The organism is Mycobacterium sp. (assembly GCF_052145595.1).
Taxonomy (GTDB): Bacteria; Actinomycetota; Actinomycetes; order Mycobacteriales; family Mycobacteriaceae; genus Mycobacterium.
The window spans coordinates 1-21,500 of sequence record NZ_JBKQOI010000321.1 but is presented as its reverse complement, the minus strand read 5'-3'; the positions used below and the strand labels follow the sequence as shown (position 1 = coordinate 21,500).

Here is a 21,500-nt window from a genome sequence, read left to right as displayed (position 1 = left end):
CCTCGCCTACGGGCAGATCGACCAGGAACGGCGTGACCTGACTCATCGTCTGGCCGGGGCCGGTTGAGTCGTGTTGGCCGTCGGCATAGACCGAGAGCGGCGCCATCGCCCGCACCGTCGCCGTCGGTGACGCCGCTTCCCCGCGTGACATCAGCCAGTTGCCCAGTGCGCCGGCCACCACGGCCAGCACCACGTCGTTGATGTCGCAGTCGTAGCGCGCGCGTACGGTGCGGTAGTCCTCGAGGCTGCCACGAGCGACCGTGAACCGCCGATGCCGCGAAACGGTCGCGTTCAGCGGGCTACTGGGCGCCGTGCCACGTGCCACCGCGCGCGCGATATCGACGACGCGGCGGCCCGCATCGAGCAGTTCGCCATAGTTTGTCACCCAACCGGCCACCGCGGATCCGACGGCCTGCAGCTGCGTGCCCGGCCCCACCACCCAGTCGCCGATCGCGCCCATTACCAAGCGGGTGTTGCCGGGGTCGCGTTCTGGTACCCAGATGTCTTCGGGAAACGGTGGTGGGCGTCTGGTCCGATCAGCGATGACGTGGTTGATTTCCAGCGCGGTCATGCCGTTGATCAATGCCTGGTGCGACTTGGTGTACAGGGCGACACGATTCTTGGCCAGGCCTTCGACCAGGTACATCTCCCATAACGGCCGCGACTTGTCCAGCGGCCGCGCCGCCAGGCGCGCGATCAGCTCGTGTAGCTGCTCGTCACTGCCCGGCGACGGAAGCGCCGACCGCCTTACGTGGTAAGTGATGTCGAACTCGCTGTCGTCGATCCACACGGGCCTGGCCGACCCGATACGCACTTCGCGGACCTTCTGCCGGTAGCGCGGTATCTGTGGCAGCCGCTGTTCGACGGTGGCCAGTAGCGTCTCGTAGCTCAATCCGGCACGCGGACGGCGCAGTATGGACAGCGATCCGACGTACATCGGGGTGGCTGTGTTTTCCAGCCGATAGAAGGACGCGTCCGCCGGGGACAACCGGGTCACCATTTACGGCCCTGTCCTCCTGGTCAATCCGTCCTCATTTCGTTTTGGGGACCGCTGTTGTCGCCCACGGTAATCGTCCGGCCACAGCACGGCTCGGCGCGGGTACGCGTGGGCTCGAGTTGTGCCATGATGACCACTGACTAACCACTGTCTGCCACTCTCCAGCAGGCTCCCCGTTGAGCGATGAGTTGGAGGGTGCGCGTTGACCGTCATTCCTGTCGTGAGTCCATTCGGCCGCGGCGCTTTCGCAGTAACGCCCGTCGTCGACTATGAGCCGCCGACACAGGACGTGCCGCGAAACGTCCCCCAGTGCGGGCCATCCTCCCACGCGACATTGCGCCGCCGCAGTGCGCGTGGGCCGCACCGGCCTCACCTCGCGCAACGCAGCAGACCACCGCAAACGCCGGCAGCCGAGGTCACCAGCGTCACGTCCGCGCCGATGCGCCAGGCGGCGATCTTCGCCGACGCCGCGCTGCGCCGAGTACTGGAAGTCATCGACCGACGCCGTCCCGCCGCACAGCTGCGACCCATGCTGGCATCCAGCCTGGTGGACTCCGTGCTCTCAATTGGCCGCTCGGCAGCCGGACCTGCATCCGGACGCCCACCCGGACAGGAAGGAGCCGCGGTGCTGCGCCGGATGCGGCTGCAACCGGCCGGCCACGGCGACCCGGAGACCGCCGCCGAGGTTTACGGCTGCTACAGCCGCGGGGACCGATTCCACGCCATCGCCTGCCGCGTGGAACAGGTGCGCGACGGCGCCCGTACCCGGTGGCTGGTGGTCGCTCTGCACATCGGTTGACCACGGCTGGTCGCCCGTCAGCACGGCGTCCGGAAGCGGTACAGGCCAATCTCATATCCGCCCGGCGGCGTTAGTGTTGGCGGATGGACGGAAACACGGTAAGCGTCGAACGAGTCATCAACGCGTCGCCCGACAAGATCTTCGCGCTGCTGGCCGATGCCGGCAAACACGCGAGCATCGACGGTTCGGAGTCAGTGAATCACGCTTCCCAGCAATCGATTCCCCTATCGATGGGCTCGGAATTCGGGATGGCGATGCGGGGCCGCAAGGAGACGCTGTTCATCCCCTACCGCACGACCAACACCGTCGTCGAGTACCAACCCGACCGCCGCATCGCGTGGAAGACGACGGCGTTTGGCGGCCTGCTCGGCGGCCGGATCTGGCGTTACGATCTGAGCCCGACCGAAGGCGGCACGCTGGTGCGTGAAACCTGGGACGTGTCCGCAGACAAGCAGAAGCCGCTGATCACCCGGGGTTCGGTGCCGAAGCAGACCGAAGACGGCATGCGCGCAACCCTGGAGCGGATCGCCAAGCTGCTCGAGAGTTAGTGTTGACCGGCCGTTCCGGTCGTGTGCCGGCGCGGCAGCGGCATCAGCATCGACACACCGCTGCGGTAGTGCCGGTATTGATCGCCCAGCGCCGCGACGAGATCGTGCTCTTCGAACTGCAAGGCGATCAGGATGTAGGCCGTGGTGGGCACTGCGACGAGCAGGTGCCCGGCCGTCATTGTGGGCGCCGCCCAGAAGGCGATGATGAAACCGAGCATGATCGGGTGGCGCACCATCCGGTACAGCCGTGACGCCAGGGCTAGCGCCGCTTCACCGATTTCGGCGGCTTGGCGCCGCGACCTTGTTGTCGCGCGGCTGCGCGCCGCTCGCGCCGGCTCGCGCCGCCGGGTACGCCGGCCGGGGTCTTCTCCGCACCGCCGCCGTTGCGCTGCACCTGCGCCGAACCGTCCTCGGACGGGCCAGAGTACGTGAGGGCGGGCTCTTCGTTATCAATACCCTTGGCGCGCAAAGTACTCGGAGTCTCTTCGTGCACCGCGGCGGGAGGGCCGTCCGCGCCTTCTTGCTCTCCGGTGTCAGCGGCCGTTCCCAATTCCGCGAGACCCTCCGGTGCTTCCATCGGAGCGACTTGTGGAGCCGGCACCGCCTCCACCACGACGTTGAACAGGAAGCCGACCGACTCTTCTTTCATGCCATCGAGCATGGCCATGAACATGTCGTAGCCCTCGCGCTGGTACTCCACCAACGGATCGCGCTGCGCCATCGCGCGCAGCCCGATGCCCTCCTTGAGGTAGTCCATCTCGTAGAGGTGCTCGCGCCACTTGCGGTCGATGACGTTGAGCAACACGTTGCGTTCCAGCTGGCGCATCGCGCCCTCGCCGGCGATTTCTTCCAGCTCGGCTTCCCTTGCGGCATAGGCACGGTCAGCGTCTTCGAGTAGTTCGTCGAGCAACTCGTCGCGGGTTAGCTCGTCGCGCTCGGAGTCCACGTCTGGACGGGTCAAGGTCTCGTGTTTGATGCCGACCGGGTAGAGCGTCTTGAGCGCCGACCACAACGCGTCCAGATCCCAGTCTTCCGCGTAGCCTTCGGTGGTCGCGCCGTCGACGTAGGCGGTGATGACGTCGACGAGCATGTCTTTGGCCTGCTGCTGCAGGTTTTCGCCCTCGAGAATGCGACGACGCTCGGCGTAGATCACCTTGCGCTGCTGGTTCATCACCTCGTCGTACTTGAGGACGTTCTTTCTGACCTCGAAGTTCTGCTGCTCGACCTGGGTCTGTGCGCTCTTGATTGCGCGGGTCACCATCTTGTTTTCGATCGGCACGTCGTCGGGCAGATTCAGCCGATTCAGCATCGCTTCCAGCGCGGCACCGTTGAAACGGCGCATCAGCTCGTCGCTCAGCGACAAATAGAACCGCGATTCGCCCGGGTCACCCTGACGGCCGGAGCGGCCACGCAGCTGGTTGTCGATACGGCGCGACTCGTGCCGTTCGGTGCCCAACACGTACAGGCCGCCGGCCTCGATCACTTCGGTGGCCTCTTGGCTGGCCTCCGCTTTGACGATCGGCAGCTCCTCATGCCAGGCCTGCTCGTACTCGTCGGGCGTCTCCAGCGGATCCAGGCCGCGGGCGCGCAGCCGCAGGTCGGTGAGGAAATCGATATTGCCGCCCAGCACGACGTCGGTACCGCGGCCGGCCATGTTGGTCGCCACGGTGATCCCGCCGCGCCGGCCCGCCTCGGCGATGATTGCCGCCTCCTGCTCGTGGTACTTGGCGTTGAGCACGTTGTGCGGGATGCGCCGCTTGGTGAACTGCCGCGACAGGTACTCCGAACGCTCCACGCTGGTGGTGCCGATCAGGACGGGTTGGCCCTGCTCATAGCGCTCGGAGACGTCGTCGACCACCGCGATGTATTTGGCTTCCTCGGTCTTGTAGATCAAGTCGGACTGGTCGGTGCGGATCATCGGCTTGTTGGTCGGGATGCTGACCACGCCGAGTTTGTAGATCTCGTGTAGCTCGGCGGCCTCGGTCTGGGCGGTGCCGGTCATGCCGGCCAGCTTGTCGTAGAGCCGGAAATAGTTCTGCAGCGTGATGGTGGCCAGCGTCTGGTTCTCGGCCTTGATCTCGACGTGCTCCTTGGCCTCGATGGCCTGATGCATGCCTTCGTTGTAGCGGCGCCCGATCAGCACCCGACCGGTGAACTCGTCGACGATGAGCACCTCGCCCTCGCGGACGATGTAGTCCTTGTCGCGGCTGAACAGCTCTTTCGCCTTCAGCGCATTGTTGAGGTAGCTCACCAGCGGGGAGTTGGCGGCCTCGTAGAGGTTGTCGATGCCGAGTTGGTCTTCGACGAACTCCACGCCCTTTTCGTGCACGCCGACGGTGCGTTTGCGCAGGTCGACCTCGTAGTGGACGTCCTTTTCCATCAGCGGTGCCAACCGGGCGAACTCGCCGTACCAGTTGGAGGCGCCGTCGGCGGGACCCGAGATGATCAGCGGGGTGCGGGCCTCGTCGATCAGGATGGAGTCCACCTCGTCGACGATGGCGTAGTTGTGCCCACGCTGCACCAGTTCTTCGAGCGAGTGCGCCATGTTGTCGCGCAGGTAGTCGAAGCCGAACTCGTTGTTGGTGCCGTAAGTGATGTCGGCGTGGTAGGCGACGCGGCGCTGGTCGGGTGTCATCTGCGCGAGGATGACGCCGACGTCCAGACCGAGGAAGCGGTGTACCCGGCCCATCCACTCGCTGTCACGTTTGGCCAGGTAGTCGTTGACGGTGACGATGTGTACGCCCTTGCCGGCCAGCGAGTTGAGGTAGGCGGGCAACACGCAGGTCAGGGTCTTGCCCTCACCGGTCTTCATCTCGGCGACGTTGCCCAGGTGCAGCGCGGCCGCGCCCATCACCTGCACGTCGAACGGGCGCTGGTCGAGCACCCGCCAGGCGGCCTCGCGAGCCACGGCGAACGCCTCGGGCAGCAGGTCGTCGAGGCTTTCCCCGTCTTCCAGGCGCTTCTTGAATTCGTCGGTTTTCGCCCTTAGCTCGGCATCGGTGAGTTTCTCGACGTCGTCAGACAACGTGTTGACATAGTCGGCCACCCCCTTGAGGCGCTTGACCATGCGACCTTCACCGAGGCGCAGCAACTTCGACAGCACAGCTATGTCCCCTGTTGGATGTCAATCTTTGGGATGAGGCGCCATCCATCGTAGGTGACACGCTCGCAAAGCCGGCGAACGTCGGCCTTCAGCCAGATCAGTGCCCCGTCAACAGAGGCTGATGAGGCCGTAATCGTAGGCGTGGCGGCGGTACACGACGGACGGCCGTTCGGTCTGCTTGTCGTAGAACAAGAAGAAGTCGTGCCCGACGCGCTCCATCTCGTACAGCGCGTCGTCGACCGACATCGGCGTGGCCTGGTGCTCCTTGGTGCGCACCACCCGCCCCGGCTCATGGTCGTTCTGGCCCTGGTGGCCTTCGAGATTCCCGTTGGCTTCTTCTCGTTTGGGGTCATGTGTGTGCGGCTCCGCCGGTTCGGCGTTGAAGGCCTTCTCCGGTAACGGGACGGCCGCGGTGGCCGCGGCCAGTGAAACCGGGGTCTTGTCTCCGTAGTGGACTTTGCGGCGGTCCTTGACGCGGCGCAACCTGTTCTCCAGCTTGTCGACCGCGGACTCGAACGCGGCATAGAAGCTGTCGGCGCAGGCCTCGGCCCGGCTCACCGGCCCGCGGGCCCGGGCGGTGATTTCCACCCGTTGACAGGATTTGCGCTGACGCCTGTTGGGAGCGTGTTTGAGCTCGACGTCGAAAAGATAGATGGAGCGATCGAACCGTTCGAGGCGGGCGAGTTTTTGCGAGACGTAGACGCGGTAATGATCGGGGATTTCGACGTTGCGGCCCTTGAACACGACTTCGACGTTGGTTGTCGGTTCGACCGGCTCGTTGGATTCTGCCGGCGGTTGGTCCAGAATCTGACCGGAATCAACGGTAAGCCTTGACATACGTGACAACTCGTTTCTCCTCTACGTCGCACGCGCCTTGCGTGTCGGCTCTATGAATGACGCGACGACGGGGTTGGAGCGGATTTGGAAAAATCACCGCCGCAGGCTGCCCGCCGGCGCAAGGTGCCGAAAGCTCACCCCCTTCCGCAAGTGGCGTCTCAACCTGGGGCAATCGCGACGGGATGACCGGGAAGCCCAGGATGTTCCTGAAGGTTGTCCTCGACGTTAGCTCGTGTTCGCCTTGGGACGCCACCAATTTCGCTGACCTGTTGCACGTTCTTCACAACCTCATGGCGGCCTCATTGGGATCTCATCGGGTTTCATAGCTTCACGCGGCCGCGATCGCCAGCACAGCGGCCACCCGGATCCCGCCGTCGAGCAAGATCCGCACCGCCTCACGCGCCGTCGCCCCGGTGGTGACGATGTCGTCGACGAGCACGACTTCGGTGCCCAGTGGGGTGAGTCGCTCACCACGCAGCAGCACCCGACCGGCGACGTTACGCTCGCGGGCCGATGTGCCAAGGCCCACCGAGTCGCGGACCAGCGCCTTCATTCGCAATGCCGGCACGACGGTGACGTCCGGGCGTCCTGGCCCGGCAGCCAGGGACAACCGCGCCAACCGAGCCAACCGGGTGACCGGGTCACCACCACGCCGGCGCGCCGCCGAACGCCGTGTCGGCGCGGGCACGATAGTCAACGGGGTCTCCACCATCCCCCAGGTCAGCAGTCGGTGGACCCCGACGGCCAGGGCGCGCGCCAGCGGTGCGGCAAGGTCGCCGCGACCGCGCTCCTTCATCGCGAGGATCGCCCTGCGCCGGGCGCCGGCGTAGCGGCCCAGCGCGAACACCGGCACCTCCGGGTCGATGCGAGGGTTGACCACATGCGGCTGATCGGCGGCAACCGACAGCTCTACAGCGCAGGCGTCACACCAGCGGGTCGACGGCGCCCCGCAGCCGCCGCATTCCAGCGGCAGGATGAGGTCGAGCACCGTGCCAGTGTGGCGGCTTAGGCTGACATGCGCCCCCGGCGCTCACCCCGGCAAAACCGGCGCCGCTCCGGCCGCCGCCAATCCGGATACGTCCGACCAACTTTGTTGGTCCTCGGGGGTTGCCGATGCCGAATACTGCAGCACCCCTTCGGGAGCGGCGACATACACCGTCGACGGGTTGGCCGCGACGGTCGACACGGGCGTCTGCAAACCACGGGACGGCGCGTCGGAGTTCACGCCGTCCAGGTTCACGTACGACACCGGATGGTTGACATCGGTGCGCGTGACCACGATGTCGTCGCCGGTTCGCCAGGACAACGAGACCACCGAATTGCCCAGACCGAAACCCAACCGCCGCGGGTAGGTGAGGGCGTACTGCCCGGCCTGGGTCTGCTCGACACCGGCGAGGATCACCTGGCCACCGATCACCATCGCGGCACGCGTTCCGTCCCGGGACAGCTGTAGGTCGGTGATCGGCCCCGGGAAGGCGGTGGCCACCGCGGCGGAATCCACCGGGATCCGCGCGGGTTGCCCGGACGCCGGTTCCTGAATCGCGCGCAACACGTTGTTGTTGTCGACCACCACCCACACCGCGTCGTCCAGCGACCAGCTCGGCCGCGTCAGGCTGTGTCCGTCGGCGGACTGGACCGCCTCGCCACCAAGATCGCCGATCCACAAGGACGCCGCCATATCCGGTGCGCCGCGTCGCAACGTCACCACCGACGCCACCTGCCGTCCGCTGCGTGACAGCGCGGCGCCGGTCTGATCCCCCATCCGCCCGAAAGCCCCCGGCACGGTGGTGGTGTGCTGTCCATCCAGCGACACCAGTGACCCGTTGACCAGGGCATACAATCCCGCACCCGCGCCGTCGGCCACGCCGGGGTCGGTGGCGGCGACGTCGGAGGTCGTCCACCCGTCGGCGAACCTGTCGTCCAGTGGTGCACCGTCGGCGTTGATCACATAAGGGCCTCGTATGTCCGCTCGGGCCAGCGTCCAAATGATTTGCGCGGCAAGCAATTGCCTACTGTGCGGATCGGTGGTGGATAGTTTCTCCAGATCGACGCGGGCGCCGCCGTAACCGCGCCCGATCCCGTTCTTGCCGCCGTCGGCCCGGGTCACCGGCCCGCGCAGCCGCAGCGGTGGAGCGAGCAGATTGCGGACCGTGTGAGCCATCTCGGGCCGCGGCCCGGCCAGCAGCTTGGAGACGAGTTCGGTGGCCAGCTGATCGTGGTCGGAGACCGCGACGTAGCGCGGATCGGGAACCACCGTCTTGCCGGTCGGATCGGCAAAGTACAGCGTGTTGCGTTTGTAGGTTTCCTGGAACTGCTGCCAGTCCAGGAAGACCCCGTTGGGCAGGCGGTCGATTCGCCAACCGCCGGAAGTCTTTGCCAGCTCGATCGGACCCGGGTCGGGCAGCACGCCCTCGGCCGTTTCAAACACGCCGACATCGGATAGCGAGCCCAGGATGTCTGCCCGCATGGTCGCCGAAACACGTTCGGCCGCACGGGTTTCGACGAACACCACGTGGTCGATCAAAAGTGCGCTACCGGCGTCGTCCCAGGAGTTGGATGCCGACTGGGTGAGGAACTGCCGCGCCGCCAGATGCCGGTTCGCCGGATCGGCTGTGGCCTTGAGGAATTCGCGCAGCAGCACGTCGGGATCCATACCCGGGGTCGGCTTGGGCAAATTCGACGGCGCGGGTCGCTCGACGGTGCCGATGGCTTGCGGAGCCGACGAGCTGGGCACCCCCGCGCAGCCGGCAAGCAAGGCCGCCAGCATCAGTAGCCCAAATAGCGCCGGGCGCCGCCGCATCACACGCTCCCCTCGGCGTGCTCGCGCTGGCGCTGGTGCTCTTTGCGTTCCGCAGCGGCCGGCTGCGGACTCGGTTGCGGGATCGGCTTCATGGGCAGCGGGCTCGTGGTCACCTTGTGGCCGCGAACCAGGGGAAGGGTCAGCCTGAAGCAGGCTCCCTGGCCGGGTTCGCCCCACGCCTCCAGCCGGCCCTGATGCAATCGCGCGTCCTCGATGCTGATCGCCAGACCCAGCCCGGTGCCCCCGGACCGCCGTACCCGCGACGGGTCCGACCGCCAGAACCGGCTGAACACCAGCTTCTCCTCGCCGGGCCGCAGCCCAACCCCGTAGTCGCGGACGGTGACGGCGACGGTGTCTTCGTCTGCGGCCATCCGGATGTCCACCGGCTTGCGCTCGGCGTGGTCGATGGCATTGGCGATCAGATTGCGCAGGATCCGTTCCACCCGGCGCGCGTCGACCTCGGCGATCACTTCTTCGGTGGGCATGTCCACTTGCAGTTCGATACCGGCCTCTTCGGCCAGGTGGCCCACGCTGCCCAGCGCGCTCTGCACGGTGGTGCGCAGGTCCACCGCCTCGACGGACAACTCGGCCACGCCGGCGTCGTGCCGGGATATCTCCAGCAGGTCGTTGAGCAGCGTCTCGAACCGGTCGAGCTCGCTGACCATCAGCTCGGTGGACCGCCGCAGCGTGGGATCGAGGTCGGCACTGTGGTCGTAGATCAAGTCGGCGGCCATCCGCACGGTGGTCAGCGGGGTGCGCAATTCGTGGCTGACGTCGGACGTGAAGCGGCGCTGCAGGTTGCCGAACTCCTCGAGCTGGGTGATCTGCCGGGACAAACTCTCGGCCATGTCATTGAACGACACGGCCAGCCGGGCCATGTCGTCTTCGCCGCGCACCGGCATCCGTTCGGACAGATGCCCCTCGGCGAACCGCTCGGCGATCCGTGATGCCGACCGGACCGGCACCACAACCTGGCGAGATACCAGCAACGCGATCCCGGCGAGCAGGACCAGCAGAACCGCGCCGCCGGTGATCATTGTGCCGCGCACCAGCTGGATCGTGGCCTGCTCGTTCTTCAGGGGGAAGATCAGGTACAGCTCGAGGTTGGCTACCTGCGACGACGTCGGCGTACCGACGATCAGTGCCGGCCCGGAGAAGCCGTCGGTGTGCACGGTGGCGTACTCGTAGGCCGCCTGTCCGGCCTTGACGAAGCCGCGCAAGGCATTGGGCACCTGATCGGCGGGTCCGGCCGCGGTCGCGGCGCGCGGGCCATCACCCGGCACCATCAGCACCGCGTCGAACGCGCCGGCCAGGCCGGCGCCAGAGGCCGGGTCGGTCTTCGAAGTCAACGTGTTGCGGGCCAGCTGAAGGCTGCTGTCCAGCGAGCGTGTTTCCTCGCCGTTGACGATCCCACCGACGGTGGTGCGCGCCCGCTCGATCTGCTCGATGGCGGCCTTGACCTTGACGTCAAGCACACGGTTAGTGACCTGGCTGGTCAGCACGAAGCCGAGCGCCAAGATCACTGCCAATGACAGCCCAAGGGTCAGCGCCACCACGCGGAGCTGCAGCGATCGGCGCCAGGCAATGCCTAGAGCTCGGCTCAAGGCACCCATACCGCGGGTCATGGGGCCAGAGCGCCCCCAGCGACTCCGAGTGCGTCGCCGCGAGCCCCACATCACCAGCGCCGCTCCCCCTCATCGCGACGCTCTGCGGCGTCGCCGGCGCGGATCACGGAGGTCCGGCCTTGTATCCCACTCCTCGAACGGTCAATACCACGGTCGGGTTCTCAGGGTCTTTCTCGACCTTGGCCCGCAGACGCTGGACGTGCACGTTCACCAGGCGAGTATCCGCCGGGTGACGATATCCCCACACCTGTTCGAGCAGCACATCACGAGTAAACACCTGGCGCGGTTTGCGTGCCAGCGCGACCAGCAGGTCGAACTCCAGCGGTGTCAGGGAGATCTGCTCGCCATTGCGGGTGACCTTGTGCGCCGGCACGTCGATCTCGACATCGGCGATGGACAGCATCTCGGCGGGCTCGTCGTCGTTGCGCCGCAGCCGCGCCCGCACCCGGGCGATGAGCTCCTTGGGCTTGAACGGCTTCATGATGTAGTCGTCGGCGCCCGACTCGAGGCCCAGCACCACATCGACGGTGTCGGTCTTGGCGGTCAGCATCACAATCGGAACGCCGGAATCGGCGCGCAACACCCGGCACACGTCGATGCCGTTCATGCCGGGCAGCATCAGGTCCAGCAGCACCAGGTCGGGCCGCAGCTCGCGCACGGCGGTCAGGGCCTGAGTACCGTCGCCGATGACAGCGGTGTCGAAGCCCTCCCCACGCAGCACGATGGTGAGCATCTCGGCGAGCGAAGCATCGTCGTCGACAACCAAAATCCTTTGCCTCATGGAGTCCATGGTGTCACCAGATCGGGATAAAACTCGGGCACCACACGGGCGTTTCTTGTCCTGGCAGGCAAATATGGATCAAAAACCGTCAAATTCCGTCGCTCACCGGCCCCGGCGGGCGTTTCCGGACGGCCTGGGGGCGTCTTCGGCTCCCATCGGCGTCTTTGGCTTCCATCAGCGTGGCGGCCAGCCGGCCCGGATCGGCGTCCGCGTCGATCACCAGCCATCGCCCGCCCCAGCCCGCGGCGGCCAGCCCGGCGTACACCGCACCGGTGCGCCGCTGAAGTTCGTCGTCGCGTTCGTAGCTGTCGCGCGCCCGGCCCGGCTCGGATTGGGCACGGTGCCGGGCCCGCTCCCCGGCGAGCTCGGCGGACACCGCGAGCAGCACCTGCCAGTCGGGCGCGGGCAACCGCAGCCGTTCGTATTCGAGTCCGTGTACCCAAGCCACCGCCGCTCCCGCCGGGTCCTCACGCAGGCGTGCGGCACTGTAGGCCGCGTTGGAGGCGACGTAGCGATCGAGAATAACCACGTCGTGGTCGCGGCCCAACCGCTCGATTTCCCCGACCGCCGCGGCGCGGTCCAGTGCGAAGAGCATCGCCATCGCATACACCGACGACGCGAGGTCGCCGTGTTCGCCGTGCAGCGCCTCGGCCGCGATGTCGGCGGTCACTGAGTGCCCGTAGCGCGGGAAGGCCAGCGTGGCCACCGACATTCCGGCGGCTTCGAAGGCGTTGCGTAGCCCCTCTGACAACGTCCGCTTGCCGGCGCCGTCCACCCCTTCGATCGCGATCAGCACGGCGCGAGCCTATCGAGCCCACGACCGTGAAGCTGGTTTCACGCTCGCAACCGAACGTGAAACTGGCTTCACGTTCGGGACAGGATCTCGTTCAGTAGCGGTAATGGTCCGGCTTGTAGGGGCCTTCGACGTCGACGCCGAGGTAATCGGCCTGCTCCTTGGTCAGCTTGGTCAGCTCACCGCCGAGCGCCTCCACGTGGATGCGGGCCACCTTCTCGTCGAGGTGTTTGGGCAGCCGGTACACCTCGTTGTCGTACTCGTCGTTCTTGGTCCACAGCTCGATCTGGGCGATCGTCTGGTTGGCGAAGCTGTTGCTCATCACGAACGACGGGTGACCGGTGGCGTTGCCCAGGTTCAGCAGCCGGCCCTCGGACAGCACGATGATCGACTTGCCGCTGTCACCGAAGGTCCACAGGTCGACCTGCGGCTTGATGTTCAGCCTCGTCGCCCCGGAGCGCTCCAGCGCGGCCATCTGGATCTCGTTGTCGAAGTGACCGATGTTGCCCAGGATGGCGTGGTCCTTCATCCGCTTCATGTGGTCCAGCGAGATGATGTCCTTGTTCCCGGTCGCCGTGACGACGATGTCCGCCTCGGCGATAGCCTGGTCCACGGTCTTGACGTCGAAGCCCTCCATCAGCGCCTGCAGCGCGTTGATTGGGTCGATCTCGGTCACGGTGACCCGCGCACCCTGGCCCTTCGCCGCCTCGGCGCAGCCCTTGCCGACGTCGCCGTAGCCACAGATCAGGACGTTCTTGCCGCCGATCAACGCGTCGGTGCCGCGGTTGATGCCGTCGATCAGGGAGTGCCTGGTGCCGTACTTGTTGTCGAACTTGGACTTGGTCACCGAGTCGTTGACGTTGATCGCGGGGAAGGCCAGATCCCCGGCCGCGGCGAATTGGTAGAGCCGCAGCACGCCGGTGGTGGTTTCCTCGGTGACGCCCTTGACCGACTCGGCGATCTTGGTCCACTTGTTCTTGTCGCTCTCGAAGCGGTTCCGCAGCACGTTCAAGAAGACTTTCCACTCCGCCGAGTCGTCTTCCTCCGCGGGCGGCACCACGCCGGCCCTTTCGTACTGCGCACCGCGCAGCACCATCATGGTGGCGTCACCGCCGTCGTCGAGGATCATGTTGGCCGGCTTGTCGGGGTCGGGCCAGGTCAGCATCTGCTCGGCGGCCCACCAATACTCCTCGAGCGTCTCGCCCTTCCACGCGAACACCGGTACGCCCTTGGGCTCCTCTGGGGTGCCGTGCTTGCCGACCACCACCGCCGCGGCCGCGTGGTCCTGGGTGGAGAAGATGTTGCACGACGCCCACCGGACCTCGGCGCCCAGCGCGGTAAGGGTCTCGATCAGCACCGCGGTCTGCACGGTCATGTGCAGCGAACCCGAAATGCGGGCCCCCTTGAGCGGTTGCACCTCGGCGTACTCGCGGCGCAGCGACATCAGGCCGGGCATCTCGTATTCGGCCAAGTCGAGTTCTTTGCGTCCGAATTCCGCCAACGACAGATCAGCGATCTTGAACTCGACGCCGTTACGAACGTCGGCGGTCAGCGAACTTTCGGTCGTCGTCATTCTTCTTCCTTCTGAGGGCTCGCCGGATCCAAGCGGTACTTAGCTTAGGTATGTTCTTGCGCCACTCTAGCCGCCGGTCCGCCGGCCCCTCAGACCAGGGAACGCTCAGGGAACGTTGACGACCCCGTGACGCTCCGCGAACGGCGTCATCAGCCGGGCCAGGTCCGCCGCGACGTCGTGGTCGGCCTCCGGCGGCATGGACACATAGCTCAAGCAGAGCCTCCCGATGGCGCGCGCCAGCACGCCCGCGTCCTCATCACTGGCGGCCACCCAGCTGTGGGTGAATGCGGAGGTCAACCGCGCCGACGCCCGGGTGATCATGGGCGCGCTGTCGGTGGTGATGATCTGCAGCAGATCGGGCTTGGCGACACCGGTCAGCAACGAGATCACCAACGGATCTGCCGCCGACTCCGCGAAGAAGGCACGAAAACCCTGCAGAAACGCTTCGTAGACGTTGCCGACGTTGGCCTCGATCGCAGCATGGACGGTATCGACCAAGCGATCGGCCAGGCGCAGCGCATAACCCTGCGCCAGACCCTGCCGTGAGCCGAACTCGTTGTAAATGGTCTGCCGGCTGATGCCCGCGGCGCGTGCCACCTCCGACAGCGTGATCGCCGACCAGTCCCGGGTCAAAAGCAAGTCCCGCATCGCGTCCAACACCGAGTCACGCAGCAGGACGCGCGACGCCTCCGCGTACGGCATCCGCTTCACAAGCGCGACACTATCGTCTTTTGGATCGTCTTTTGGGCCGCTCAGGGACGTGCTACCTCCACCATCACGAAGTCCGACTTGGCCGCGCCGCAGTCCGGGCAGCTCCAGTCATCGGGAATGTCGTCCCAGCGGGTGCCGGGCGCGATGCCGTCTTCCGGCCAGCCCAGCGCCTCGTCGTACTCGAAGCCGCACTGAGCGCACTGAAACAGTTTGTAGTCACTCATTTGTTTGCCCCTAGGCATTGATCGAAAGCTGTGTGAAATCTGGTTTCTCGCGCACCGAACAATCCGGGCAGCACCAGTCGTCGGGGATCTGTTCCCACGGCGTGCCGGCCGGAAAGCCTTCCCTGGCATCGCCTTTGGCCTCGTCGTAGACGTAGTCGCAGACCGGGCACCGGTAGGAGGCCGTCACGCTGGGGCCCCTTGGGGGGCCCCGTAACGGACCAGCATCTTCTCCCGCAGCCGCGGCTGGATGTTAGCCCTGGTGATGTCGCCGTCGTAGTGCTCCAGCACCCGGTGGTCCATCACCTTGCGCCACAGTGGCGGGAAGTACGTCAGCGAGATCATCGACGCGTACCCGCTGGGCAGGTTGGGCGCTCCCGCCATGCTGCGCAGCGTCTGGTAACGGCGCGTCGGGTTTGCGTGGTGATCGCTGTGCCGCTGCAGGTGGTACAGGAACAGGTTGGTGACGATGTGGTCGGAGTTCCAGCTGTGCACGGGCGCGCAGCGCTCGTAGCGGCCACCCGAGTTCTTTTGCCGCAGCAGGCCGTAGTGCTCCAGGTAGTTGACCGCCTCGAGCAGGCTGAAGCCGAAGACGGCCTGGATGACCACGAACGGGACCAGCGCCGGGCCGAAGACCGCGATCAGCACACCCCACAACACCACCGACATCAGCCACGCGTTGAGCACGTCGTTGGTCAGATACGTCTTGGGATTCCACGGGCTGACTCCCTGCCGGCGCAGCCGCTGCGCCTCCAGCCGGACCGCCGAGCGCAGGCTGCCGAAAACGCTGCGCGGCAAGAACTCCCAGAACGTCTCCCCGAATCGGGCCGAGGCCGGGTCCTCCGGGGTGGAAACGCGTACGTGGTGACCGCGGTTGTGCTCGATATAGAAATGCCCGTAGCAGGTCTGCGCCAGGGTGATTTTGGACAGCCACCGCTCCAGCGCATCCTTCTTGTGCCCCATTTCGTGCGCGGTGTTGATGCCGATGCCACCGAGGACGCCGGCCGACAGCGCCACGCCCAGCTTTCCTGCCCAACTCAAGGCGCCGTCAAAGCCGAGCCAACCGAGGTTCGAGGCGGTGAACAGATACGCGGCCAAGACCACGCTGAGGTACCGGAACGGGATGTAGACGTAGGTGCAGTAGCGGTAGTACTTGTCGTTCTCCAGCTGTTCCATCACCTCGTCGGGCGGGTTCTGACCGTCGGGGCCGAAGCGCAAGTCGAGGATCGGCAACAGGATGTAGACCAGGATCGGCCCGATCCACAGGGGCACCTGCGCGGCGGCGTGCCAGCCGAGTCGGTTGAGCCCCCAGACGATCGGAAGCATCACGAACAACGCCGTCGGCGCGATCAGTCCCATCAGCCACAGATGGCGCTTCTTATCCCGCCAGAGGGGTGCCCCGGATACTTCGGGCTCCGGGCTTGCCTGGGGTCGCACTGTGGTCATATGCCAAACCTCCTTGTGAGTCACACCACGCTGAGATTGGACAACACGGCACTCTACGTCTTGCGTCTAGACATATGATGGCATTTTGTAAACCAGAGTTTTATGTCACCGCCGGCTCGGATCGGCTCTCAGCCGGGCAGCCTGCGGGGACAGCCCGGCATCCCGACCGCCTTGCACCGAGTGGCGGTACCCGTAGCCGACATAGATCGCGGTTCCCGCCAACAGCCAGACGCCGAACCGGACCCAGGTCAGTGCGGTGAGGTTGATCATCAGCCACACACAGGCGCATATCGAGGTGATCGGAAGCAACGGCACCCACGGGGCCCGGAATCCCCGCTCCAGGTCTGGCCGGGTCCGGCGCAGGACCATGACGCCGGCTGACACCATGACGAACGCGAACAGCGTTCCGACGTTGACCATCTCCTCGAGCTTGGCTATCGGAAACACCAACGCCGTCGCCGCCACCACCACCGCAACCAGCACGGTGATCCGGATGGGGGTGCCGCGCGAACCTGTCTTGGCCAACGCCCGCGGCAACAGCCCGTCGCGCGCCATCGCGAACAAGACCCGGCACTGGCCGAGCATCAGCACCATCACCACAGTGGTCAACCCGGCCAGCGCCCCGATGGCGACGATCTTGCTGGCCCATTGGATCCCGTTCGCCGTGAACGCCGTGGCCAGGTTCGCCGGCTTGTGACCCGGGACGGTCTTGAGCTGCGTGTAGGAAACCATGCCGGACAGCACGACCGAGACCGCGATGTAAAGCACCGTCACGATCGCCAGCGACGCCAGGATCCCCCTGGGGACATCGCGCTGCGGCCGCTTGGTCTCCTCGGCCATGGTGGCGACGATGTCGAACCCGATGAACGCGAAGAACACGATCGATGCCCCCGCCAATACGCCGTACCACCCGTAGTGGCTGCTGTGCGCCCCGGTCAGCAGCGACAGCACCGACTGATTGATGCCCGAGGCCTCGTGCCCGGATTCGGGCTTGGGAATGAACGGCGAATAGTTCGAGCCCTTGATGTAGAAGGCGCCGACGACGACGACCAACAGCACCACCGACACCTTGATGGCGGTGATCGCCGCGGAAAACCTCGACGACAACTTGGTGCCCAGGGCGATCAAAGTCGCCACCCCCGCCACAATCAGCAGCGCGCCCCAGTCCAGGTTGACCGATCCGAAGTTGGTTGTGCCACCGGCGAATCCGAACACGTTACCCAGGTAGCTCGACCAGCCTTTGGCTACGACCGCCGCGCCGATCGCCAGTTCCAGCAGCAGGTTCCAGCCGATGATCCAGGCAAGGAATTCCCCGAAGGTGGCGTAGGAGAAGGTGTACGCGCTGCCCGCCACCGGAAGCGTCGAGGCGAATTCCGCGTAACACAAGGCGGCCAGCGCGCAGGTGACCGCCGCTATCACAAACGAAATCCAGATGGCCGGCCCGGTGATGTCGCCGGTAGTCGACGCGGTAACGGTGAAGATACCGGCGCCGATCACAACCGCGACGCCGAACACCACCAGGTCCAACCAGGTCAGCTCCTTGCGCAGCCGGGTGTCTGGCTCGTCGGTGTCGGCGATCGATTGTTCGACCGACTTCATGCGCCATCGATTGGCCATCCGGCCGCCCTTTCCCGCCGTTTCGTCACCTAATGGACCGCACAGTACTGGGTAGTCTGCTGACATGCCGCGGACCGGAAAACCCGCGAGAGAACGCGCGGTGATCGTTGGGGGAAGCATCGCCGGATTGTGCGCAGCGCGGGTGCTGTCGGATTGCTATTCCCGGGTGACGCTCTACGAGCGCGACGAGTTGCCGAGCGCACCGGCGAACCGCGCGACGGTCCCGCAGGACCGGCATTTACACCTGCTGATGGCCCGCGGCGCAATGGAGTTCGACGGCCTGTTTCCGGGCCTGCTGAAGGACATGGTGGCGGCGGGCGTGCCGATGCTGGAGAATCGGCCGGACTGCATCTACCTCGGCGCCGCGGGCCATGTCCTCGGGACGGGTCACACCCTGCGCGAAGAATTCACCGCTTACGTGCCCAGCCGGCCGCATCTGGAGTGGCAGCTGCGAAGACGGGTCCAAGACATCGACAACGTCGAGATCGTGCGGCGCTCCGTCGCGGAGCCGCGGTTCGACGATGCGCGGCAGCGGGTGACCGGTGTGCTGCTGGATCCCGCCGACCCCGAAAACGGCGGCCCAGAGATCCCAGAGTTCGTGCGCGCCGACCTCGTCGTCGACGCAACGGGTCGGGGCACCCGGCTGCCGGTGTGGTTGACGCAGTGGGGATATGCGCGCCCGGCCGAACAGACCGTGGAGATCGGCATCAACTACGCGACCCACCAATTCCGTATAGCCGAAGGCATGATCGCGGAGAAGGTGGTCGTCGCCGGCGCCTCCCACGACCGGTCGCTGGGGTTGGGCATGCTGTGCTACGAGGACGGCACCTGGGTCCTGACCACCTTCGGGGTGGCCCGCGCCAAGCCACCCACGACGTTCGCTGGGATGCTCGCACTGGCCGACGAGCTGCTGCCGGCCCACTTCTCCACCGCCCTGGCGCAGGCCGAACCCCTCGGTGACCCGGCGTTCCATGCATTCCCGGCCAGCAGATGGCGCCGCTACGACAAGCTGGAGCGCTTCCCGGCCGGGATCGTCCCGTTCGGTGATGCCGTGGCCAGCTTCAACCCCACCTTCGGCCAGGGCATGACGATGACGTCACTGCAGGCCGGTAACCTGCGGCGAGCCCTGCAGGCCCCGGACGACGAGCTGGCCGCAAAGCTGAATCGGGCGACCGCCAGGACCATCTACCCGGTATGGATGATGAACGCCATCGGCGACGTCGCCTTCCACCATGCCGACGCCGGACCCATCCCCTGGTGGTGGCGGCCGTCGGGTGCGCTGTTCGACCAGTTCCTCGGAGCCGCCGAAACCGAACCCGTTCTCGCCGAATGGTTTTTGCGCCGGTTCTCACTGCTCGACAGCCTCTATATGGTCCCTCCCCCGCGGATAATCGGGCGCGCCATCGCGCACAACATGCGGCTGTGGCTCGGTGGGCGCCGGCAGCGCCGCGCGGCCGCACGAGACCCGCGGCGAGCCGTCACAACCCGACGGTCGCCCTGAACAGCTTGGCGGGATCCCGCGCGAGCAACCGGATCGGCCCGTCGTCGGCCGCCACCCAGGCGGCCATTCCGCGTTCCAGCGTCAGCTTCCCGGATTTGGCGTGCACCGTCGTACAACCCTCGGTGCACAACAAAATCTGCGGGCCCTCGTGGCTGCACGACGCGTCGACCTCGTGTCCCAGATACTCATCTTCCAGCGCCAGCAGCGCGACCGCGAACTCGTCGGTCGGGGTCTCATAAACCAGCCCGAACCCCTCCCGGCGGACGTGCGGCCGCAGCTGCGCCTCGGCGGTGGGGGCGAAATCCAGCACCCGCAGCAGCTCGGGCACGTCGACGTGTTTGGGGGTGAGGCCTCCGCGTAACACGTTGTCGGAGTTGGCCATCACCTCCACCGCGAAACCGCGCAGATAGGTGTGCAAGTTGCCGGCCGGCACGAAGATCGCCTCGCCCGGGGCCAGGTTGATGCGGTTGAGCAACAACGCCGCGAGCACCCCGGCATCGCCGGGATAGCGTTCGCCGAGTTCCAGCACCGTCTTGGCTTCGGCCGCGAATTCCGTTGCTCCCGAGCTGACGTACTGGATGGCACCGTCGAGCACCGCGGGAACCAGCACGTCGAGGTCAGGCTGGGGTGCGGTGATCCAGGTGGTGAACAGCGCACGCAGACCGTCCGCGTCGGACTGATCGCTAAGCAAATCGATGAAGGGGTCGAGGTCGGACACGGCCAGCGCCCGCAGCAGGTCGGTGGTACGGGACGCCTGGCGAAATCCGGCCAGCGCCTCGAACGAGTGCAGCGCCACCAACAACTCGGGCTTGTGAGAAGTGTCGCGGTAGTTGCGGACCGGCGAGGACACCGGGATGCCCCGCCGCTCCTCACGCAGGAAACCCTCGACCGCCTGCTCGGCGCTGGGGTGGGCTTGTAGTGACAGCGGCTCGTCGGCCGCCAGCACCTTGAACAAGAACGGCAGCACGTCACCGAACCGGGCGCGCGACCCGGGGCCGAGCTGGCCCTCGGGATCGGCGACGACCGCGTCGAGCAACGAGACTTCGCCTTTGTCGGTTTCCAGCCAGGCCGGGTCACCCGGGTTTGCGCCGAACCAAAGCTCGGCCTCAGGGTGAGCCGCCGGAACCGGACGCCCGGTGAATTCGGCGAGGGCGGTGCGCGATCCCCAGGCGTACGTCCGTAAGGCCCCGCGAAGCAGTTCCACTTTTGTATCTATCCCCGCACCAGTCGCATGTAAACCGCGGCCATCTCCAGCCGAACGGCCAATACTGCCAGTTGCTGCTCCGCGGCCCCGGCACCGGTCCGCGCGCGCGAACCGCCCGACCCAACTACGCCGTCAAGGCCGGCCGGGCCGCCGGCCACCTCGGGCACGTCGGGCACATCCTCGGCGACGACCAGGTCGACGTCGTCGAACCCGGCCACCCGAGCGGCCACCACAGTCCGCTCGGCGTCCAACGTGAGCGCGAGCACCCGCAACCGCTTGGGCAGTGGTCCGTCGATTTCTTCGTCGTGAAACAGAGCGTCCACCGAGGAAGGTGCATCTCCGAAACCATCGGACAGCTCGGTGCGCAGCGCCACCACCGCGTCCGTCAGGCCGGTGGCGGCGGCCACCTGGTATGCGAGCCGCAGCAGGATCGAACTGCCATGCCTGGCCAGCGCCACGGTCGCCGCACAGTCGCCGGCCAGCGCGACCCGGCGATCGGCGATACGCGCGGCAATCGTTTTGGCCGGATTCGTGAACAGCTCGCGGCCGGCGCTGTTACGCAGCGCCTCGGCGTCCAGCTCATCGGCGAGCAACCCCAGATCGATGCTCGGCCTGGGGTCCACGGTTTGCAAAGCGGCCAGGCCGGCGGCCAGATACCGGCACAATCCGAACGCGTCGGGAACCCACAGTCGCGGCGTGAGCTCCGAGGCGCGACCAGCGGTGGAGTCCCGCAGTGGACCCTCGTATGGTGCCACCACGAGAACGCGCGCACCGCGCCGCACCCCGGTCGCGGCGGCGGTGACCAGCGCGGGATCGGCGGGGTCGTCGCCCGCGACGATCAGCACGTCGAGCGGACCGACCCACGGCGGCGCCTCGCCGGCGACTGCGATCGGCTCGGAGGCCGCGCCACCCAACGTCGCCGCCAGAATGGCGCCGGCGGTCTC

The 21,500-nt window shown here is 66.4% G+C and carries 19 protein-coding genes and 1 pseudogene; 3 read left to right on the top strand and 17 right to left on the bottom strand.

Annotated features, from left to right (window positions below; translation table 11 throughout):
- Positions 1–1,000: wax ester/triacylglycerol synthase family O-acyltransferase (locus ACLP4W_RS27105; RefSeq protein ID WP_442390461.1), on the bottom strand; the 1,000-nt coding region annotated here is incomplete at its 3' end.
- A 199-nt stretch (positions 1,001–1,199) separates the two neighbouring features.
- Here ACLP4W_RS27105 and ACLP4W_RS27100 point away from each other — a divergent pair.
- Entirely contained in the window at positions 1,200–1,796 is a 597-nt protein-coding gene (locus ACLP4W_RS27100) for an Rv3235 family protein (RefSeq protein WP_442390460.1), read from the top strand.
- Positions 1,797–1,879: 83 nt separating this feature from the next.
- Entirely contained in the window at positions 1,880–2,344 is a 465-nt protein-coding gene (locus ACLP4W_RS27095; protein ID WP_442390459.1) for an SRPBCC family protein, read from the top strand.
- Here the strand turns inward: ACLP4W_RS27095 and ACLP4W_RS27090 are convergent.
- From ACLP4W_RS27090 to ACLP4W_RS27025, 14 genes and pseudogenes are all read right to left on the bottom strand, one after another.
- Positions 2,341–2,598, bottom strand: a pseudogene (locus ACLP4W_RS27090) (methyltransferase family protein); the annotation flags it as partial. The gene ACLP4W_RS27095 and the pseudogene ACLP4W_RS27090 sit on opposite strands and share 4 nt — an antisense overlap.
- 5 nt (positions 2,599–2,603) lie before the next feature.
- A complete protein-coding gene (secA, locus tag ACLP4W_RS27085; protein WP_442390458.1) occupies positions 2,604–5,447 on the bottom strand; it encodes a preprotein translocase subunit SecA in 2,844 nt (947 codons plus the stop codon).
- 108 nt (positions 5,448–5,555) lie between these two features.
- Positions 5,556–6,284 carry a ribosome hibernation-promoting factor, HPF/YfiA family gene (gene hpf, locus ACLP4W_RS27080; RefSeq protein ID WP_442390457.1) on the bottom strand — a complete coding sequence of 243 codons (729 nt, stop codon included), beginning with the start codon at positions 6,282–6,284 and terminating at the stop codon, positions 5,556–5,558.
- Between the two features lie 328 nt (positions 6,285–6,612).
- Positions 6,613–7,272: a ComF family protein gene (locus ACLP4W_RS27075; protein WP_442390456.1), complete on the bottom strand. Its 660-nt coding sequence runs from the start codon at positions 7,270–7,272 to the stop codon at positions 6,613–6,615.
- 42 nt (positions 7,273–7,314) lie between these two features.
- A complete protein-coding gene (lpqB, locus tag ACLP4W_RS27070) occupies positions 7,315–9,084 on the bottom strand; it encodes an MtrAB system accessory lipoprotein LpqB (protein WP_442390455.1) in 1,770 nt (589 codons plus the stop codon).
- Positions 9,084–10,763 carry an MtrAB system histidine kinase MtrB gene (mtrB, locus tag ACLP4W_RS27065; protein ID WP_442390454.1) on the bottom strand — a complete coding sequence of 560 codons (1,680 nt, stop codon included), beginning with the start codon at positions 10,761–10,763 and terminating at the stop codon, positions 9,084–9,086. The genes lpqB and mtrB overlap by 1 nt, the downstream gene beginning before the upstream one ends.
- A 49-nt stretch (positions 10,764–10,812) precedes the next feature.
- Positions 10,813–11,499, bottom strand: coding sequence for a two-component system response regulator MtrA (gene mtrA, locus ACLP4W_RS27060; protein ID WP_442390453.1), 687 nt, complete (start codon positions 11,497–11,499; stop codon positions 10,813–10,815).
- A gap of 79 nt (positions 11,500–11,578) precedes the next feature.
- On the bottom strand, positions 11,579–12,286 hold the full coding sequence (locus ACLP4W_RS27055; protein ID WP_442390452.1) for a dTMP kinase: 708 nt from the start codon (positions 12,284–12,286) through the stop codon (positions 11,579–11,581).
- A gap of 91 nt (positions 12,287–12,377) precedes the next feature.
- Positions 12,378–13,856 carry an adenosylhomocysteinase gene (gene ahcY / locus ACLP4W_RS27050; RefSeq protein ID WP_442390451.1) on the bottom strand — a complete coding sequence of 493 codons (1,479 nt, stop codon included), beginning with the start codon at positions 13,854–13,856 and terminating at the stop codon, positions 12,378–12,380.
- Positions 13,857–13,961: 105 nt separating this feature from the next.
- Complete coding sequence (gene alkX, locus ACLP4W_RS27045) at positions 13,962–14,558, bottom strand: TetR family transcriptional regulator AlkX (protein ID WP_442390463.1); 597 nt, start codon at positions 14,556–14,558, stop codon at positions 13,962–13,964.
- 50 nt (positions 14,559–14,608) lie between these two features.
- The gene (locus ACLP4W_RS27040; protein ID WP_442390450.1) at positions 14,609–14,791 is read right to left on the bottom strand and encodes a rubredoxin; all 183 of its coding nucleotides are present in this window, start codon (positions 14,789–14,791) and stop codon (positions 14,609–14,611) included.
- Between the two features lie 10 nt (positions 14,792–14,801).
- Positions 14,802–14,978 (bottom strand): rubredoxin, encoded by a 177-nt coding sequence (locus tag ACLP4W_RS27035; protein WP_442390449.1) that lies wholly within the window; start codon positions 14,976–14,978, stop codon positions 14,802–14,804.
- The gene (locus ACLP4W_RS27030) at positions 14,975–16,234 is read right to left on the bottom strand and encodes an alkane 1-monooxygenase (RefSeq protein WP_442390448.1); all 1,260 of its coding nucleotides are present in this window, start codon (positions 16,232–16,234) and stop codon (positions 14,975–14,977) included. Before ACLP4W_RS27030 ends, ACLP4W_RS27035 begins: the two co-directional genes overlap by 4 nt.
- 105 nt (positions 16,235–16,339) lie before the next feature.
- Positions 16,340–17,851 carry an APC family permease gene (locus tag ACLP4W_RS27025; RefSeq protein ID WP_442390447.1) on the bottom strand — a complete coding sequence of 504 codons (1,512 nt, stop codon included), beginning with the start codon at positions 17,849–17,851 and terminating at the stop codon, positions 16,340–16,342.
- Between the two features lie 100 nt (positions 17,852–17,951).
- Between ACLP4W_RS27025 and ACLP4W_RS27020 the strand changes: the two genes are divergently transcribed.
- Positions 17,952–19,352, top strand: a complete 1,401-nt coding sequence (locus ACLP4W_RS27020; protein ID WP_442390462.1) for an FAD-dependent oxidoreductase — start codon at positions 17,952–17,954, stop codon at positions 19,350–19,352.
- On the opposite strand, the gene manA is transcribed toward ACLP4W_RS27020, so the two are convergent.
- Together manA and ACLP4W_RS27010 are read right to left on the bottom strand one after the other, a co-directional pair.
- The gene (gene manA / locus ACLP4W_RS27015; protein WP_442390446.1) at positions 19,330–20,556 is read right to left on the bottom strand and encodes a mannose-6-phosphate isomerase, class I; all 1,227 of its coding nucleotides are present in this window, start codon (positions 20,554–20,556) and stop codon (positions 19,330–19,332) included. The two genes, ACLP4W_RS27020 and manA, sit on opposite strands and share 23 nt — an antisense overlap.
- Positions 20,557–20,564: 8 nt before the next feature.
- A partial coding sequence (locus tag ACLP4W_RS27010; protein WP_442390445.1) for a TobH protein occupies positions 20,565–21,500 on the bottom strand: 936 nt, incomplete at its 5' end.